This window comes from Rhizobium sp. BK399 (assembly GCF_014194695.1).
Taxonomy (GTDB): domain Bacteria; phylum Pseudomonadota; class Alphaproteobacteria; order Rhizobiales; family Rhizobiaceae; genus Rhizobium.
This window is the reverse complement of sequence record NZ_JACIAH010000006.1, coordinates 205,442-221,791: the sequence shown is the minus strand read 5'-3', so window position 1 is coordinate 221,791 and position 16,350 is coordinate 205,442. Positions and strand designations below refer to the sequence as shown.

Genomic DNA, 16,350 nt, shown 5'->3' with positions numbered 1-16,350 from the left:
AATGGGCAGTTTGACGCGCCACATGAAGCCCTTGATGGCAGGGTGCTTGTCTTTTGCAATCGGGCTCTCCGGCGCCGCACCTGGCGTTCTTGCTACAAGAGCTGCATACGCAGTTTCAGATGGGATCGTTAACATCACTCAGGCTGGACCTGGTGCACACCGCAGTCTGAAGCTCGGTTTGAAGAAGGCGATCGTCGTCGACCTGCCGGTCGACGCTCACGATATCCTCGTTTCTGACCCGTCCATGGCGGACGCGGTCACCCGTAGCTCGCGCCGCATCTATCTCTTCGGCAAAACCGTCGGGCAAACGAACATCTTCATCTTCGGCGCCGATGGCCAGCAGATCGTCAGCCTCGATATCGCAATCGAGCGTGACGTCGCCGGCTTGGAAACCAATCTCCGGCGCTTCATTCCGGACTCCAACATCAAGGTGGAAATCGTATCGGACAACATCGTGTTGACCGGAACGGTTCGCACGCCCCAGGACGCCGCACAGGCCGCTGATTTGGCCCAGGTCTTCCTGAAGGGCGGCGAAGCGACGACGCGTACGGAAACGGCCACCAGTTCAGGTGGAGATGGCTCCGTGGCCTTGTTCGCTGAGGGCCGCCAAACCTCGCAGGTCGTCAACCTTTTGCAGATCCAGGGCGAAGATCAGGTCACGTTGAAGGTGACTATCGCCGAAGTTCGTCGGGAAGTACTGAAGCAGCTCGGCTTCGACAATCTGGTTTCGAACTCGGGCGGACTGACTGTCGCGCAGCTCGGCTCTCCGAGCGCGAGCGGGGCAGCGGCGACAATCGGCGGCGGTCTTGCGGCACTCTTCAAGAGCTCGATCGGAAAATACGATATCTCGACCTATCTGAGCGCTCTTGAGCAGGCGAAGGTGGTCAAGACGCTCGCGGAACCGACGCTGACAGCGATTTCCGGGCAGGCCGCAACGTTCAACTCCGGCGGCCAAGTGCTTTATTCCACGACGGACAACGACGGTAACGTGACGATCGTCCCGTACAATTATGGCATCAATCTCGCCTTCAAGCCGGTGGTTCTGTCCTCCGGCCGCATCAGCTTGGAGATCAAGACGAACGTATCGGAGCCAGCGCCTTCGGTTTCCGGCTCGACTCCGACCTACCAGCGTCGCGCGGCTGAAACATCGGTTGAACTTCCGTCCGGTGGTTCGATCGCGCTCGCCGGTCTGATCCGCGACGACGTTGCGCAGACCTCGAACGGAACGCCCGGCGTCAACAAGATTCCCCTACTCGGCACTTTATTCCGGCAGCGCACGGTGGAGCGTAACGAGACCGAGCTGGTCATCATCGCGACGCCCTATCTCGTCCGCCCGGTTGCCCGCAACGAACTCAACCGTCCGGACGACAACTTCAGCCCGGAAAACGACGCAGCGGCTTTCCTGCTCAACCGCGTCAACAAGGTTTACGGCGGCCGCGAAACGCCGGTCGCCGACGCTCAATTCCATGGCTCCATCGGGTTCATCTACAAATGAGCGCAGCAGGATCAGCGATGGCACAACACAGAGATCAGCCGATGGCCCACAAGCAGAACACTGCGTATGAATACCGCTTTTCGAAATCGCTGCTGACCGCGATCACAGTGGCGACCGCCCTGCTCTCCGGCTGCGCCTCCCACGACCAGCTGACGACCGGCGGCATTCCTGACGACTATCGTCAGCGTCACCCGATCGTGGTTGCCGAAGCCGAGCAATCGGTCGATATCCCGGTCGCTTCGACGGATCGTCGTCTAAACATCGCCCAGCGCGACATGATCCGCGGCTTTGCGCAGAACTATACGTCGCGGGCGACCGGACCGGTCTACCTATTGACCCCCGAAGGATCGCCCAACTCCTCCGCAGCACGGCAGCTCCGCGGCCAAGTGCGCGCAGAGCTCTCGGCCCGCGGCGTCGCCAGCTCCAAAATCGTCAACAGCACCTATGCCGCCACTGGCATCGGAGACGCGGCTCCCATCCGTCTGACCTTCGTCGGCACGACGGCGATGACCTCGCAGTGCGGACAATGGCCGCGGGATATGATCAACGATTTCAACAACCAGAATTATTACAACTTCGGCTGCGCAACGCAGAATAATCTGGCCGCGCAAATAGCGAATCCTGAAGACCTGATCGCGCCCCGCGGCATGACCCCCATCGATGCGACCCGGCGCAACGCGGCGATCAAGGAATACCGTGAGCGCACGAGCAACATCGAGGACGTCAGCGGCAGCGCCGACAGCTTCTGATCGGTAGGATTGAAGATGAGCACCGTCGAATACGAGATCAAGAATACCACCGAGTTGCGGAACGCCGAGGATGCCATGCGCATGGCCGAACTCGAAACCATGCGTCCCCTTCCGCGCATATCGGTGCACGCCTTCTGCGAGAGCGAAGAATTGCAACGGGTCATGGAGCGTTGCAGCCATGACCGCCGCATGTCTAAGGTCGGCTTGCGGATCACCAGCGGCGGCATCGCAGCCGCTGCGAACATGTTCGCGTCGGCGCCGACGCCAAATCTCATCATTCTCGAGACCAAGGCCGGAGCCGGCAATCTGCTCACCGAATTGGCGCCGCTTGCCTCGGTATGCGACCCTTCCACCAAAGTCATTATCGTCGGCTATTACAACGACATCGCGCTTTATCGCGAACTCGTCCGCAACGGCATTTCCGAGTATATGGTCCAGCCTGTTGCCATGCCTGACATCATGATGGCGATGGCGACGATCTTCGTTGACCCGGATGCGGAACCGCTTGGCCGCAGCATCGCCTTCATCGGCGCCAAGGGCGGCGTTGGTTCCTCGACAATCGCCCACAACTGCGCCTTCGGTATTTCCAACCTATTCTCGACGGAAACGATCCTCGCGGATCTCGACCTGCCTTATGGCACAGCCAATATCGACTTCGACCAGGACCCGACCCAGGGCATCGCCGAGGCGGTCTATGCACCTGACCGTCTGGATGAGGTGTTTCTCGATCGCCTGCTGACCAAGTGCTCCGAGCATCTGTCGCTGCTTGCGGCCCCTTCCCTTCTCGATCGCGCCTATGACTTTGAAGGACAAGCGTTCCAGCCCGTTCTCGAGGTATTGCAGCGCAATGCCCCTGTTACCGTCCTCGACGTACCGCATGCCTGGTCGGAATGGACGCGTTCGGTGCTCGCGAGCGTCGATGAGGTCGTCATCTGCGCCTCCCCCGACCTCGCCAACCTCCGCAACGCCAAGAACATGATGGACGCGCTGCGCAAGATGCGGCCCAACGACAAGATGCCGCATCTGATTCTCAATCAAGTCGGCATGCCAAAACGGCCGGAGATCAGCCCGTCGGATTTCTGCGAGCCGCTGGAGACCGATCCGATCGCCATCATCCCGTTCGACGCCAACCTCTTCGGGAATGCGGCCAATAGCGGCCGTATGATTTCGGAGATGGATGCGAAGTCGCCAACCGCGGAAACATTTTCGCAGGTATCACACATCGTGACTGGGCGGATTGCCGTCAGAAAGGCGCGCAAAGGTAGATTGCTCGGCCTGCTGAAGCGCAAGTAACGCCCGCAAGGGTAGATTGGAATAAGGCATGTTCGGAAAACGCGGAAACGAGGGATTTGGCAAGGCGGGCGGCACAATCGCGCCGCCTCCGCCAGTGCAACAGCCCTCCCCGTCTGCACCTGCGGTTCTCGTCGAGCCCCAGCGCGAACCGCCGCGCCAGCAGGTTCCGCCGCCGCCGATGCAGACGCCGCAGCGCAAGCGCCCTGCCCGCACCGACGAGTATTACGATACAAAGGCGCAGGTCTTCTCCGCGCTGATCGACACGATCGACCTTTCGCAGCTTGCCAAGCTCGACGGTGAGAGCGCCCGCGAAGAAATCCGCGACATCGTCAACGACATTATCACGATCAAGAACTTCGCGATGTCGATTTCCGAGCAGGAAGAACTGCTCGAAGACATCTGCAACGACGTCCTTGGTTATGGTCCTCTCGAGCCGCTGCTGGCGCGAGACGATATCGCCGACATCATGGTCAACGGCGCCGGGCAAACCTTCATCGAAGTCGGCGGCAAGACGATCGAGTCCGAAATCCGCTTCCGTGATAATTCGCAACTGCTTTCAATCTGCCAGCGCATTGTTAGCCAGGTTGGCCGCCGCGTCGATGAATCGAGCCCGATCTGCGACGCCCGTCTGCCCGACGGTTCGCGTGTCAACGTCATTGCGCCGCCGCTCGCCATCGACGGACCAGCACTTACAATCCGCAAGTTCAAGAAGGACAAGCTTAACCTCGAACAGCTCGTTCGCTTCGGCGCGATCACGCCGGAAGGTGCGACACTGCTGCAGATCATCGGTCGCGTTCGCTGCAACGTCGTCATTTCAGGTGGTACGGGCTCCGGCAAGACGACGCTGCTGAATTGTCTCACCCGCTATATCGATACGGATGAGCGCGTCATCACCTGCGAAGACACGGCCGAACTGCAACTGCAGCAGCCCCATGTGGTGCGTCTGGAAACACGCCCGCCGAACATTGAAGGCGAAGGCGAAATCACCATGCGCGATCTCGTCAAGAACTGCCTGCGTATGCGACCAGAACGCATCATCGTCGGCGAAGTGCGCGGACCCGAGGTTTTCGACCTGCTGCAGGCAATGAACACGGGTCATGACGGCTCGATGGGCACGATCCACTCGAACTCGCCGCGCGAATGCCTGAGCCGTATCGAATCGATGATCGCCATGGGTGGTTTCACGCTGCCGGCAAAGACGGTGCGCGAAATCATCTCCGGTTCGATCGATATCATCGTCCAGGCGGCCCGCCTGCGCGATGGTTCGCGCCGCATCACGCAGATCACCGAAGTGATCGGCATGGAAGGCGACGTCATCATCACCCAGGACCTGATGCGCTACGAAATCGAGGGCGAAGACGCCTCGGGCCGGCTAGTCGGCCGGCATAAGTCGACCGGCATCGGCAAGCCGCATTTCTGGGACCGCGCCCGCTACTTCAATGAAGAGAAGCGCCTTGCTGCCGCGCTCGACGAAATGGAAGCCAAGTCCAAGGATTAGTGAAATGTTCGGGTTCGATCCTGTCGTGTTGGCTATTGTCGTGCTCGCCGCCGTTGCGGCGGGCGCTGTTTGCTATGGCGTTCTTTTCACCCGGATGGAAACCGAAAAGAAATCGGCAAGCCGCGTCAACCGTGTCGCCTCAGCGGAAGCAGATAAAGCCAGCGTCAAGGCAGCCCGCGACCGCGTTCAGGAAATGTCGAAGCGTCGCAAGTCGGTGCAGGACAATCTGAAGGATCTCGAAAAGCGGCAGCAGGAGAATACCAGGAAGAAGCTGTCGCTGAAATCGCGACTGACGCAGGCAGGTTTAAAGATCACACCGGGGCGCTTCTACATGTTCAGCGCCATCTTCGGCTTCATCCTGATGTTCGTGGCCTTCCTGGCCGACGCCTCGGTTGTCGTTGTCTTGGGCCTGCCCATTGTCGCCGGACTTGGGCTGCCGCGCTGGGTGCTCGGCTTCCTGATCAAGCGACGCCAGAACAAGTTTCTCGACGAGTTCCCCAACGCTCTCGACGTCATCGTGCGTTCAATCAAATCGGGCCTGCCGTTGAACGATGCTATCCGACTCATCGCCAACGAAGGCAAGGACCCGGTCAAGAGCGAATTTCGGCGCGTCGTTGAATCGCAACAGGTCGGTCTCAGCGTGCCGGATGCCTGTGCACGCATGACAAATCACATGCCGCTGCAGGAAGTGAGCTTCTTTGCCATCGTCATTGCGATCCAATCGCAGGCGGGCGGCAACCTCTCGGAAGCCATCGGCAATCTGGCAAAGGTTCTGCGCGATCGAAAGAAAATGAAGGCGAAGGTGAAGGCGCTTTCGATGGAAGCGAAGGCGTCCGCCGTCATCATCGGCGCGCTGCCGTTCATCGTGGCAACGCTCGTCTACCTCACCTCGCCCGAATATATGCTGGTCCTGTTTACCGACCCCCGCGGCCACCTGATCATGGGCGTTTCTGCCGTCTGGATGTCGATCGGTATTTTCGTCATGCGCAATATGGTCAATTTCGACATTTGATGGAGACGGGCGATGTCATCTGATCTCGCGACCACACTGACTGACCCTTCCATGCTGATCGCAGTGCTGGTGGCGATCGCAGTGTTCGCCAGCCTGTACACGATTGCTGTTCCGTTTTTCGAGCGCGGTGACCTCAGCAAGCGCATGAAGGCCGTGTCGACCGAGCGCGAGCAGATCCGCGCCCGCGAACGCGCGCGCATGAATGCCGATTCGTCGGGAAAGGCCACGCTTCGCAACCAGAACAACCATTCGGTTCGGCAGATCGTGGAGAGGTTCAACCTCCGCGAGGCGCTGGTCGACGAAAACACCATGAACAAGCTGCGCGCGGCCGGTTACCGCTCGGAAAATGCGCTGAACATGTTCCTTGTGGCGCGATTTCTGCTGCCGTTCCTGTTCTTCGGCCTCGCAATCTTCTGGGTGTTCGGTCTCAACAATCTCGCCGACAAGCCAACGATGATGCGTTTCCTGGTGACGTTGGGGGTCGCCTATGCGGGCTTCTACGCCCCGAACATCTTCATATCCAATCGGATGGGGAAGCGTCAGCATTCGATCAAGCGGGCCTGGCCGGATGCGCTCGACCTCATGCTGATCTGCGTCGAGTCGGGTATTTCGATCGAGGCAGCCATGCGTCGTGTATCGGAAGAACTCGGCGAAGCCTCGCCACCGCTGGCGGAGGAAATGATTCTGACGACGGCCGAGCTTTCCTTCCTTCCCGATCGGCGCGTTGCGCTTGAGAACCTCGGCCTGCGCACGCAGATTCCGTTGGTGCAGTCGGTCACCCAGGCCCTCATCCAGGCGGATCGCTATGGCACGCCGATTTCACAGGCACTGCGCGTCCTTGCGCAGGAGGGTCGCGACGAACGCATGAACGAGGCCGAGAAAAAGGCCGCAGCTTTGCCGCCGAAGCTGACCGTGCCGATGATCCTGTTCTTCCTGCCGGTTCTCGTCGCCGTCATCCTCGGCCCCGCCGGTATCAAGGTGGCGGACAGTTTCTAAGTTTTCGAGACTGGCCATCCCGCGGCGTTGAGCTTAGGTTCAGCGGCATCTCTCCGTGAGCGAGCAGGAGCGAGCGATGTCGTCCGCAAGCATCTTTTTGAGCATCATCGCAGCCCTATCCATCGGGGCGATGAGCCCCGGCCCGAGTTTTGTCCTCGTTTCACGGATTGCGATGTCGCGTTCACGTCTGGACGGACTTGCGGCCGCGCTTGGCATGGGAATTGGCGGCGTTGCCTTCAGTGTCTTGGCGCTGGCCGGGTTGACGGCGCTGCTTGCACAATTCGAATGGCTTTATCTGGCCCTGAAGGTGGCTGGCGGCGCCTATCTGGTCTACATCGCCGTTAGAATCTGGCGTGGCGCACGCGAGCCGATCCGTATCGGCGATGCGGGAAGCGATAACCGGGCGCTCGCCCGAAGCTTCGCCACCGCCCTCCTGACGCAGCTCAGCAACCCAAAGACGATCGTCGTCTATGCAAGTATCTTTGCTGCCTTGCTGCCGAGGACCGTTCCGCTCGGGTTGATTTTCTCAGTGCCAGTTGGCGTTTTCGCCGTTGAGGCCGGTTGGTATGCGGTGGTGGCGCTCGCATTCTCGGCAAGGCATCCGAGGCGGCTATATCTGGCGGCCAAAACATGGATCGATCGTCTTGCCGGAACGGTCATGGCCGGTCTCGGCGTGCAACTCGTGACCTCGGGGCTGGCCGGTCGCTGATGTCAGTTCGTGCTCGTGGCTGAGCTGCTATTGTCCTTGGCGGCAAGCTTTTGCCAAGAATTCTGCTGCGACAGCATCGAGCGCAGATAGGCCACGTTGGCATCTGCCTGTTCTTGCGAAAGCTCTCCGCGCGCAATCTTTTCCGCCTCGGGGAAGCGGCCCTGGAGGCCGACGACGAGCGCCAGATTCTGGCGGACCCTGCTATCAGCAGTAGGCTGCCCCGCGGCCTGGTGCAGATAAGTCTCCGCTGTCCTGAGGTCGCCCGTCAGCACATAGGACATACCGAGGTTGGACAAGATCGATGCCTCGCCGGGTTGGATATCGAGGGCTTCGCGATAGCGCTGACGTGCTTCGGTGGGGCGGCCGAGCTGATCGAGGATCGCGCCTTCCGCCGATGTCAGCTTCCAGTCCGGACGGTCCGGGGTCTGCGCGCGGCCAATCGTATCAAGCGCCTGCTGCAATTGACCGGCCGCAGCCTGAGCCTTTCCATAAGCCGCCAGCACGGTACGATCGGTCGGGTTGGAAATGGCAACCTGTTGCATGACAGCAAGAGCCTGAACGTCGCGGCCTTGCATGCGCAGGAGGTTCGCGTAGTTCACACCGTTGACGGCATCGCGCGGGTTCTTTTCATAGGCCTGCCCGACGCGCTCGGTCGAGCCGCGCAGCTCGGCTTCGTTCATCGCTTCTACCGGCTTGGTGAGTGTCGGTATCGATCCCGTCGTCATCCGGTCCTTGGTCGTCGTGCAGCCGGCCAGCGCCAGCACGACGAGCGCGGTCGCGACGCCCTGAAAAATCCGGGTTTTGAGAAAACTATTGGCCGAAGCAGGCATCGTGCGTCCCTGAGATCCGAAATCGGCGTCTGACCTCAAAACGGAACAGGGAAAGGTTTTGACGCAATCTTCACTCCAGCAATAGTCTGTTAACCCTAACAGACCGTTAAGATGCGATTCCCGGACGCCCCTAAGGATACACATGGCCCCCTATCAGTTCATCGAGAGACCGACCCCGTTCAACACCAAGGGCGGCTCAACCCTGCCGATCTTTGCCGTCACCCCGGCGCACATCGAAACCGGCACGATCGATCCGATCGCACTCGATTGGGCGAAGAAGGCGGGCTACAAGGCCGAGAGTGGCTCGCTGCTGCTCATTCCGACAGAAGACGGTCATCTCGGCGGCGCGCTGTTCGGGCTCGGCACCAATCCCTCCGAGCACCCCTACATCACCGGTAAGCTTGCGCGCACGTTGCCGGCCGGCGACTGGCACATCGAAACGGCGCCGCTGACGGCCAACCGCCTGTCGCTCGGCTTCGGCCTCGGCAGCTATCGCTACGACCGCTACAAATCGGAAAAGAATGCAGGCCCCACGCTGATGATCCCGCGGGATGCCGATGGCGCGGATATCAAGCGGCAGCTGGCCGGCGTCTTCCTAGCCCGCGACCTGATCAATACGCCGACCAACGACATGGGGCCGAACGAGCTGGAAGCGGCATTCCGTGGCCTGGCCGCCCATTACAAGGCGGAGATCAACGTCGTCAGCGGTGACGATCTCAGGCAAAACTTCCCGCTGGTCCACACTGTCGGTCGCGCCAGTGCGGATGCGCCGCGCCTGCTCGAAATGCGCTGGGGCAAGAAGGGTCATCGCAAGATCACGCTGGTCGGCAAGGGCGTTTGCTTCGACACCGGTGGTCTCGACATCAAGCCGGCATCCTCGATGCTGCTGATGAAGAAGGACATGGGCGGCGCCGCAAACGTCATGGGCCTCGCCCTGATGATCATGGACGCCAAGCTCAAGGTCGATCTGCGCGTCATCATCCCCGTCGTCGAAAATTCGATCTCGTCGAACGCCTTCCGTCCGGGCGACATCTACCGGAGCCGCAAGGGGCTGACTGTCCAGATCGACAACACCGACGCAGAGGGCCGTTTGATCCTGGCAGATGCGCTTGCCTATGCGGACGAGGATGCGCCTGACCTCATGATCGACATGGCGACGCTGACGGGTGCGGCCCGCGTCGCGCTCGGTCCCGACCTGCCACCCTTCTTTACCGATGACGCCGAACTTGCCCAGGATTTGACCGAGGCAAGCCTTGAGACCGACGACCCGCTGTGGCGATTGCCTCTCTATGCCGGCTACGAAAAGGACATCCGCGCGAAATTCGCCGATATCACGAACGCGCCGGCGGGCGGAATGGCCGGTGCCATCACCGCGGCTTTGTTCCTCAAGCGCTTCGTCTCCAACACCACGAGCTGGGCACATTTCGATATCTATGGCTGGGCGCCTTCGGAGCGCCCCCACTCTCCGGGCGGCGGCGAGGCGCAGGCCATTCGCGCGCTCTACCATCACATCCGGCAGAGCGTGCGCTAGGCGGCGATCGTTAAAATTTTATTCACCGTGACGGGCGGCAAAATCTGACGCCCCGTTGCGTCGCGCGGTGAGCTGCCGGAAAATGGAACGCGGGCGCAACGAATTTCCGGAGGACCCATGCCGCTCGAACTGACGGCCTCGCAGGCACTCGGCTTGTGGCATGGCGTGACGCTCGATCAGGTCAGGCTCGACAATCGCGATTTGACATTGCGCCAGATGGCGATCCTGCTGCATATCTATCTGGTGCCGCCGCCGCATACCGTGCGTGGCCTGGCGGCGACGCTCAATGTGACCAAGCCGGTGATAACCCGCGCGCTAGACACGATGGGCGAGATGGGTCTGGTCGACCGCGTGCGCGACGAACGCGACCGGCGCAACGTGGTGATAAAGCGCACCGTTGGAGGCGCGCTTTATCTGGAAAAGCTTGGCGATCTCGTGCGCGACAAGGGTCGTCGCCTGACGCCATGAAAGGGATAGAATGACGATGCTTGATCGCCGCCTGCATGCCTACCGGCCGGACCTCGCCGAGGCTGGGCTCGAAGGACGAGTGGAAGCCCTGCGCTTCGTTGCCGGTGCGCCAGCCCGCATCGCAGTGCCGGTCATCGGATTGAGGCCCGCGCCGGATATCGCAAAGGGAATCGACACCGAACTGCTCTTCGGCGAGGACGTCACCGTGTTCGACCGTGCGGACGGCTGGTGCTGGGTCAAGGCCGCCTCGGACGGCTATGTCGGCTACCTGCCGGAAACAGCCCTTTCGGATCGGCTCGCTGAGCCCACGCACGTCGTCACAGTTCAGCGGACATTTCTCTATCTCGAGGCCGAGCTGCGCAAACCCTACAAAAGCATCCTGTCCATGGGCAGCAGGGTCCGGATCGTCGGGGAGACCGAAACGCGCGGCAACCGCTATGCGATGCTTGAAGACGGGACGGCAATCTTTGCCAAGCACGTGCAACCGATCGGGGCTGGCGACGGCGGGGACTATGTGGATGTCGCGACCCGGTTTCTGGAGACCCCCTATCTCTGGGGCGGCCGCTCCGGCCTTGGCATCGACTGCTCTGGTCTTGTGCAGCTTTCGATGCTGATGACAGGGCGAAGCGCACAACGCGACACCGACATGCAATCCGCGACCCTCGGCGAACCGATCGACCGGTCCGAACTACGGCGAGGCGATTTCGTTTTCTGGAAGGGTCACGTCGCCGTTCTGGAAGATCCGGAAACGATCATTCATGCCAATGGCCATACGATGACGGTTGCACGCGAAAACTTCGAGGATGCCGTAAAGCGCATCGGCTGGCTGTACGAGCAGCCGACGGGTTACCGCCGCCTGGTCATCTGACCGGCGGCTGCGGCCATGACCCCACCCCGCCTGTCCAAGTCTCGAAAGCCTTCGATAGTCTGAGGACACGCATATCGTCGAAGCGCGGACCGACAATCTGCAGACCGATCGGCATTCCCGATCGCGAGAATCCGCAGTTGATCGACGAGGCAGGCTGCTCCGACATATTCCACGGCACCGTAAAGCAGATGTGCTCAAAAGGCCGCGCCGGATCGTTTGTCGGCGAAGCCCAATCGGCGGGATAGGAGACGATGGGATTGGTCGGCGAAATCACAGCGTCGACCTTGGTGAACAGCCTGCCGCAACTCTTGCGCATCTCAATCGTCTGATTGAAGCCCCTGACGGCGCCGGCGCCGCTGATCGAGGCGCCGCCTTCTGCCCAGGCGTAGACATAGGGCAATATCCTGCTCCGCCGCTCTGAGCTCAAGGTCTCGATATCGGCCCAAAAGCGGGAGCGCCAGAAGGCGTCCAGCCCGTCCAGCATCTCCCGCGTCAGGACGGGCTGAACGGGAATGACAATCGCACCCGCATCTTCGAATCTCTGCGCAGCGGCCTCAACCCCCGCGCGCACCTCGTCGTCCACGGCAAGGCCACATCCGGCGTCGAGCATCAACCCGATCCTTAGGCCGCGGACGTCGATATCAAGGTCCATCCAATCGAAATCGTTCGGCGGCAGGCTGGTCCCGTCCCGCCAATCCGGGCGCGAAAGCGTTGCCATCGCATAGGCGGCATCTTCGACGGTCCGCGTCATCGGTCCAGCGCAGCGACCGACATAGAACGGATCGATCGGGATGCGACCGTGGCTCGGCTTGAAACCGAAGATCCCGGTCCAGCCTGCCGGCAGCCGCACAGAGCCGCCGATGTCTGTGCCGACATGCAGGGGTCCGTAACCGGCAGCCGCCGCTGCGGATGCGCCGGCGCTCGAGCCTCCGGGATTTTGTGAGGTATCCCAGGGATTTCGGCTCAAGCGATGGAAGCTCGAAAGTCCCGAGGAGAGCATCCCGTAATCCGGGCAGGTCGTCTTCGCAAACAGCACCGCGCCGTCTTCGAGCAGCCTTGCAGCCGCAGGGGCATCCTCCGCCGCTGGCACCAAGTCCATGGCCCTGGTCCCGAGCGGCACCGGCTGTCCCTTGGTTGCGATGAGCTCCTTCAGCGTCGCCGGAATACCATCGAGCACGCCAAGCGTCGCACCCTTAGTCCAGCGATCGGTGGACGCTTTCGCCTGCTGGCGCGCCGCCTCTGGATCGTAGGCGTAAAGGGCACAAATAGCGGGCTCCCAGGCCTCGATGTGCCGTTCCAATGCCAGCCAGTATTCGAGCGGGGACAGGCTTCGATCAGCGAAGCGCTGTCTCAATTCGCGGATCGTCAAATCGGTTTCGGACATGGCACTATCATCCGGGACTATGAGGTTTCAAAGACTAACGGCGGCGCACCTCGCGCGGGTCGAGCATGTCGCGCAGGCCGTCACCCAACATGTTGAAGCCGAAGACGCAGAGCGCGATAGCGAGCCCCGGAAGGATCGCCAGCCACGGCGCAAGTCCAAGGTAGGTCTGTGCATCCGCGAGCATGCGGCCCCATGTCGGCGCAGGCGGCGCGATGCCGAGACCGAGAAAACTGAGACCGGCTTCGGTCAGCACGGCCAACCCAAGTTGAATCGTTACCTGAACGATGATCTGGCTCATGATGTTCGGCAGCACATGGCGGACCGAGATCGTGAAGCGGCTATTTCCGATGGCACGGGCCGCGAGCACATAGTCCCGGCTCCAGGCCTGCAGGGCTGTTGCCATCGTGATACGCGCAAAGACGGGAACCATGAAGGTTGCAATGGCGATGATGGCGGTAAGCCGGCCCGGACCGAGAAAGGCGCCCAGCATCATCGCCGAGAGGATCGGCGGCAGCGCGAAGACGACATCGCAGGCACGCATCAGCAGTGCCTCGAAGGCTCCCCGCAAGGCAGCGGCCGAAATGCCCCCGATCGAACCGATCGTACCCCCGATTGCCACGGCGGTGATGGCGATCGAAAGCGAGTTCCAGCAGCCGACCATCATCATCGACAGAACATCTCGGCCAAAGTGGTCGGTGCCGAGAACACCTGATGTCAAGGGCGGCTGCAGCTTGTGAATGATCTGCATCTTCGCTGGCGGCATTGGCGTCCAGAGCAGCGACAGGAGCGCGACGGCAATGAGAACGGCAACGATGCCACCGCCGGCCACCAAATTTATTCTCCGGCTAACGTTGAATCGCCGCCGCTGAACAACCGTATGACTTGATACGAGCGGCGCCATGTCAAATGCCTTTCCGCAAGCGCGGGTCGATCGCAAGATAGGAGAGATCGACGACGAAGTTCATGACGATGACGAGCCCGGCAAAGAACAACACGACATCCTGCATGACGATGATGTCGCGCTGCGATAGCGCCTGATAGGCAAGCCGGCCGAGGCCCGGGAGGTTGAAGACGTTTTCCACAAGAACCGCGCCGGCGACCAGGAAGGTGAACTGCAGGCCGAGGATTGTCAAAACAGGAACGAGCGCGTTCGGCACCGCGTGGCGCCACAGGACCCGACGCTTCGACAGTCCCTTGGCAAGCGCCGTTCGGGTGAAGTCCTCATGCAGGGTTTCCAGAACGGCAGAACGCGTGACGCGGGTCAGGACGGCGGCTTGCGGCAAGGCAAGTGCTATTGCGGGCATCACGAGCGCCTTGAGAGCGGGCCACGTGCCGGAACTCCATCCCGGAAATCCTCCAGCCGGCATCCAGCCGAGTGCCGTCGAAAAAAGCATGATCAGCAACAGCGCCACCCAGAATCCCGGAACCGCGATGCCAAGCTGCGAGAAGATCGAAGCGACGGCGTCCGGCACGCCGCCTCGATGCGCTGCCGCAAGAGCGCCCAAAGGGATGGCGATGGCAATGGAGAGCGCGATTGCGATCAGCGCAAGAGGTAGCGTAACTGCCAACCTCTCGAGGATCAGGCCAGCAACCGGGACACCATAGGTATAGGATTGGCCGAGATTGCCCCGGAATACGCCGGCGAGCCACTCGCCATAGCGCCACAGGAGCGGCTGATCGAGGCCGAGCTCGTGGCGAAGAGTCGCGAGCGTTTCCGGCGAGGCCGACGTTCCGAGCATAATGGAGGCGGGATCGCCCGGCAGCAGGTCCGTCACGACGAAGATGAGGAGGGAAACGATAGCAAGCGTGACGATCAGACCAACGACGCGACGCGACAAAAGCGTTACCATGTCAGGTCCGGTTCTGTTTGCCGCCTCGCCATGTCATTCATCCGCAATCAGTCTTCCCAAGAGACGTTGGCGAGAACATTGGAGGGAATGGGCTCGTTCTCCCAGAGGCCCTTCAGCTTCTTGTCCCAGACGCCGAGCTTGGGCATGACGAAGAGATAGAGCGCCGGCACATCATCGGCCAGAATCTTCTGAGCTTCACCATAGACCTTCGCTTGTGCAGCGGGATCCGAGGTCTCCTGCACCTTCTTCATCAGATCGTTGAAAGCCGGATTCTTGTAGTTGAAGTAGTACGGATCACGGGCGTAGATGTCGATGTCGAGCGGTTCGGCGTGGGCGACGATGGTCATCTCATAGGCGCGATCCTTCATCACATCCTGCACCCACTTGGCCGGGAATTCGGTCGGCTCAATGTTCATCGTCACGCCGACTTCGGCGAGCATCGCCTGCATGACCTCAGCACTTCGCGGCGCATAGGCCATTTGCGGCGACTTGATCGTGAACGTGAAACCATTGGGATAGCCGGCTTCGGCAAGCAAAGCCTTGGCCTTCTCGGGGTCGTAGGGCAGGACGCCGGTAAGATCGACGTAGCCCGGGTCGTTCGGCGTATAGTGGCTGCCGATCGGAGTGCCGAGTCCTGACCAAGCCCCGTCGACGACAGTCTTCCGATCGATTGCCATCATCAGCGCCTGGCGTACACGCTTGTCGTCGAAGGGCTTCTTGGCGTTGTTCATGCCGGCAACAACTTTCAGCTCGGTGTTGCCGATCTTGGTCGCAAGCCTTGCATCATCGTCAAATGAACTCATCAGCTCCGGCGCCGCGAACTCCGGAATGGCATCGACATCGCCCGCCTTCAACGCGGCGGCTTGCGCCTGAGGGTCGGCAATGAAGCGGAAGGTCACCTTGTCGAGCTTTACCGCGACGTCCTTGTTCCAATAATTGGCGTTCTTCTCGAGTTCGACCTTGTCGCCCTTTGCCCAGTTCACGAACTTGAACGGGCCGGTCCCGACGGGCGTCGTCTTGTCCGCTGCGGCAGACTTCGGGCCGACCATCACCGAGGCTGGCCAACCCAGCCAATAGAGGAGGCTGCCTGTAGGCGCGGAGAGATGCAGGACGAGCGTTTCCGGGTCGGGTGTCTCGATGGATGCGATCGAGGCGAAGAAGCGTTTTTGCGGATTTACCGAGTCAGCGCCGCGAGCGCGATCCAGCGCAAATTTTGCTGCTGCCGAATCGAAAGCCTCGCCGTCGTGGAATTTGACTCCACTCTGAAGCTTGAACGTATAGCTGAGACCATCGGGGGAAATCTCCCAGCTCCTGGCGAGCTGGGGCTGGATCTTGCCGGACTCGTCAATTGCCACCAGGCCTTCAAAAACGTTCTGCCAAGTGACCTGGCCGATCGCGACAGGCGCTGCGATCGTCGGGTCGAGACCAGTCGGTTCGACAGTCATACCAAGGGTCAGATTGGTCTTGGCGGCCTCCGCCGGGGTAAGCCCCAGCGCAACCAGACCGGCCGACACGGCCGCGCCAAAATAAAGTCGCCTAACCAGCTGCGCCGACGGCACGAGCGAAACCTTCTTCATTCTGTTCCCTTGTCTGGCCGCCGCGATAGCGATGGCCTTTTGCTGCTAAGGTGTCATTGTCGGAGTGCACACACAATGGCGAGCATGTGT

15 protein-coding genes are annotated in these 16,350 nt (G+C 61.0%); 10 read left to right on the top strand and 5 right to left on the bottom strand.

Annotated elements, in window-relative coordinates; all coding sequences use genetic code 11:
- The first annotated feature begins 1 nt into the window (after nucleotide 1).
- The 7 genes from FHT97_RS15335 to FHT97_RS15305 all read left to right on the top strand — a co-directional run bounded on the left by FHT97_RS15335 (nucleotide 2) and on the right by FHT97_RS15305 (nucleotide 7,752).
- A complete protein-coding gene (locus FHT97_RS15335) occupies nucleotides 2–1,495 on the top strand; it encodes a type II and III secretion system protein family protein (protein WP_183753655.1) in 1,494 nt (497 codons plus the stop codon).
- Nucleotides 1,492–2,244, top strand: coding sequence for a CpaD family pilus assembly protein (locus FHT97_RS15330; RefSeq protein ID WP_183753657.1), 753 nt, complete (start codon nucleotides 1,492–1,494; stop codon nucleotides 2,242–2,244). The genes FHT97_RS15335 and FHT97_RS15330 overlap by 4 nt, the downstream gene beginning before the upstream one ends.
- 15 nt (nucleotides 2,245–2,259) lie before the next feature.
- Nucleotides 2,260–3,537 carry a CtpF protein gene (locus tag FHT97_RS15325; RefSeq protein ID WP_183753659.1) on the top strand — a complete coding sequence of 426 codons (1,278 nt, stop codon included), beginning with the start codon at nucleotides 2,260–2,262 and terminating at the stop codon, nucleotides 3,535–3,537.
- Nucleotides 3,538–3,565: 28 nt separating this feature from the next.
- Nucleotides 3,566–5,035, top strand: a complete 1,470-nt coding sequence (locus tag FHT97_RS15320; RefSeq protein ID WP_183863343.1) for a CpaF family protein — start codon at nucleotides 3,566–3,568, stop codon at nucleotides 5,033–5,035.
- A gap of 4 nt (nucleotides 5,036–5,039) precedes the next feature.
- Nucleotides 5,040–6,047: a type II secretion system F family protein gene (locus FHT97_RS15315; RefSeq protein WP_183863341.1), complete on the top strand. Its 1,008-nt coding sequence runs from the start codon at nucleotides 5,040–5,042 to the stop codon at nucleotides 6,045–6,047.
- Nucleotides 6,048–6,059: 12 nt separating this feature from the next.
- A complete protein-coding gene (locus FHT97_RS15310) occupies nucleotides 6,060–7,043 on the top strand; it encodes a type II secretion system F family protein (protein WP_183753665.1) in 984 nt (327 codons plus the stop codon).
- Nucleotides 7,044–7,119: 76 nt separating this feature from the next.
- Nucleotides 7,120–7,752, top strand: coding sequence for a LysE family translocator (locus tag FHT97_RS15305; RefSeq protein ID WP_183863339.1), 633 nt, complete (start codon nucleotides 7,120–7,122; stop codon nucleotides 7,750–7,752).
- A gap of 2 nt (nucleotides 7,753–7,754) precedes the next feature.
- On the opposite strand, the gene FHT97_RS15300 is transcribed toward FHT97_RS15305, so the two are convergent.
- Nucleotides 7,755–8,582, bottom strand: a complete 828-nt coding sequence (locus FHT97_RS15300; protein WP_183753669.1) for a tetratricopeptide repeat protein — start codon at nucleotides 8,580–8,582, stop codon at nucleotides 7,755–7,757.
- Between the two features lie 142 nt (nucleotides 8,583–8,724).
- Here FHT97_RS15300 and FHT97_RS15295 point away from each other — a divergent pair, with 142 nt between their 5' ends.
- From FHT97_RS15295 to FHT97_RS15285, 3 genes are all read left to right on the top strand, one after another.
- Nucleotides 8,725–10,113, top strand: a complete 1,389-nt coding sequence (locus FHT97_RS15295) for a M17 family metallopeptidase (protein ID WP_114710675.1) — start codon at nucleotides 8,725–8,727, stop codon at nucleotides 10,111–10,113.
- A gap of 117 nt (nucleotides 10,114–10,230) precedes the next feature.
- Entirely contained in the window at nucleotides 10,231–10,581 is a 351-nt protein-coding gene (locus FHT97_RS15290) for a MarR family winged helix-turn-helix transcriptional regulator (protein WP_114710673.1), read from the top strand.
- 10 nt (nucleotides 10,582–10,591) lie between these two features.
- On the top strand, nucleotides 10,592–11,449 hold the full coding sequence (locus FHT97_RS15285; RefSeq protein WP_183863338.1) for an NlpC/P60 family protein: 858 nt from the start codon (nucleotides 10,592–10,594) through the stop codon (nucleotides 11,447–11,449).
- Here the strand turns inward: FHT97_RS15285 and FHT97_RS15280 are convergent.
- Genes FHT97_RS15280 through FHT97_RS15265 form a run of 4 tightly spaced genes read right to left on the bottom strand, consistent with a single transcriptional unit; the run spans nucleotide 11,442 to nucleotide 16,260 of the window.
- Entirely contained in the window at nucleotides 11,442–12,833 is a 1,392-nt protein-coding gene (locus FHT97_RS15280) for an amidase (protein WP_183863336.1), read from the bottom strand. The two genes, FHT97_RS15285 and FHT97_RS15280, sit on opposite strands and share 8 nt — an antisense overlap.
- Nucleotides 12,834–12,867: 34 nt before the next feature.
- Complete coding sequence (locus tag FHT97_RS15275; RefSeq protein WP_183863334.1) at nucleotides 12,868–13,734, bottom strand: ABC transporter permease; 867 nt, start codon at nucleotides 13,732–13,734, stop codon at nucleotides 12,868–12,870.
- Between the two features lies 1 nt (nucleotide 13,735).
- Nucleotides 13,736–14,683, bottom strand: coding sequence for an ABC transporter permease (locus FHT97_RS15270; protein ID WP_183863332.1), 948 nt, complete (start codon nucleotides 14,681–14,683; stop codon nucleotides 13,736–13,738).
- Between the two features lie 47 nt (nucleotides 14,684–14,730).
- On the bottom strand, nucleotides 14,731–16,260 hold the full coding sequence (locus FHT97_RS15265) for an ABC transporter substrate-binding protein (RefSeq protein ID WP_183863330.1): 1,530 nt from the start codon (nucleotides 16,258–16,260) through the stop codon (nucleotides 14,731–14,733).
- Nucleotides 16,261–16,350 lie beyond the last annotated feature (90 nt).

Excerpts from the sequence above, each read along its gene's own strand:
- FHT97_RS15280 (WP_183863336.1), bottom strand. The coding sequence starts at position 12,833 with ATGTCCGAAACCGATTTGACGATCCGCGAATTGAGACAGCGCTTCGCT.
- FHT97_RS15290 (WP_114710673.1), top strand. The coding sequence starts at position 10,231 with ATGCCGCTCGAACTGACGGCCTCGCAGGCACTCGGCTTGTGGCATGGC.
- FHT97_RS15325 (WP_183753659.1), top strand. The coding sequence starts at position 2,260 with ATGAGCACCGTCGAATACGAGATCAAGAATACCACCGAGTTGCGGAAC.
- FHT97_RS15315 (WP_183863341.1), top strand. The coding sequence starts at position 5,040 with ATGTTCGGGTTCGATCCTGTCGTGTTGGCTATTGTCGTGCTCGCCGCC.
- FHT97_RS15335 (WP_183753655.1), top strand. The coding sequence starts at position 2 with ATGGGCAGTTTGACGCGCCACATGAAGCCCTTGATGGCAGGGTGCTTG.
- FHT97_RS15275 (WP_183863334.1), bottom strand. The coding sequence starts at position 13,734 with ATGGCGCCGCTCGTATCAAGTCATACGGTTGTTCAGCGGCGGCGATTC.
- FHT97_RS15295 (WP_114710675.1), top strand. The coding sequence starts at position 8,725 with ATGGCCCCCTATCAGTTCATCGAGAGACCGACCCCGTTCAACACCAAG.
- FHT97_RS15300 (WP_183753669.1), bottom strand. The coding sequence starts at position 8,582 with ATGCCTGCTTCGGCCAATAGTTTTCTCAAAACCCGGATTTTTCAGGGC.
- FHT97_RS15265 (WP_183863330.1), bottom strand. The coding sequence starts at position 16,260 with ATGAAGAAGGTTTCGCTCGTGCCGTCGGCGCAGCTGGTTAGGCGACTT.
- FHT97_RS15310 (WP_183753665.1), top strand. The coding sequence starts at position 6,060 with ATGTCATCTGATCTCGCGACCACACTGACTGACCCTTCCATGCTGATC.
- FHT97_RS15320 (WP_183863343.1), top strand. The coding sequence starts at position 3,566 with ATGTTCGGAAAACGCGGAAACGAGGGATTTGGCAAGGCGGGCGGCACA.
- FHT97_RS15270 (WP_183863332.1), bottom strand. The coding sequence starts at position 14,683 with ATGGTAACGCTTTTGTCGCGTCGCGTCGTTGGTCTGATCGTCACGCTT.
- FHT97_RS15330 (WP_183753657.1), top strand. The coding sequence starts at position 1,492 with ATGAGCGCAGCAGGATCAGCGATGGCACAACACAGAGATCAGCCGATG.
- FHT97_RS15305 (WP_183863339.1), top strand. The coding sequence starts at position 7,120 with ATGTCGTCCGCAAGCATCTTTTTGAGCATCATCGCAGCCCTATCCATC.
- FHT97_RS15285 (WP_183863338.1), top strand. The coding sequence starts at position 10,592 with ATGACGATGCTTGATCGCCGCCTGCATGCCTACCGGCCGGACCTCGCC.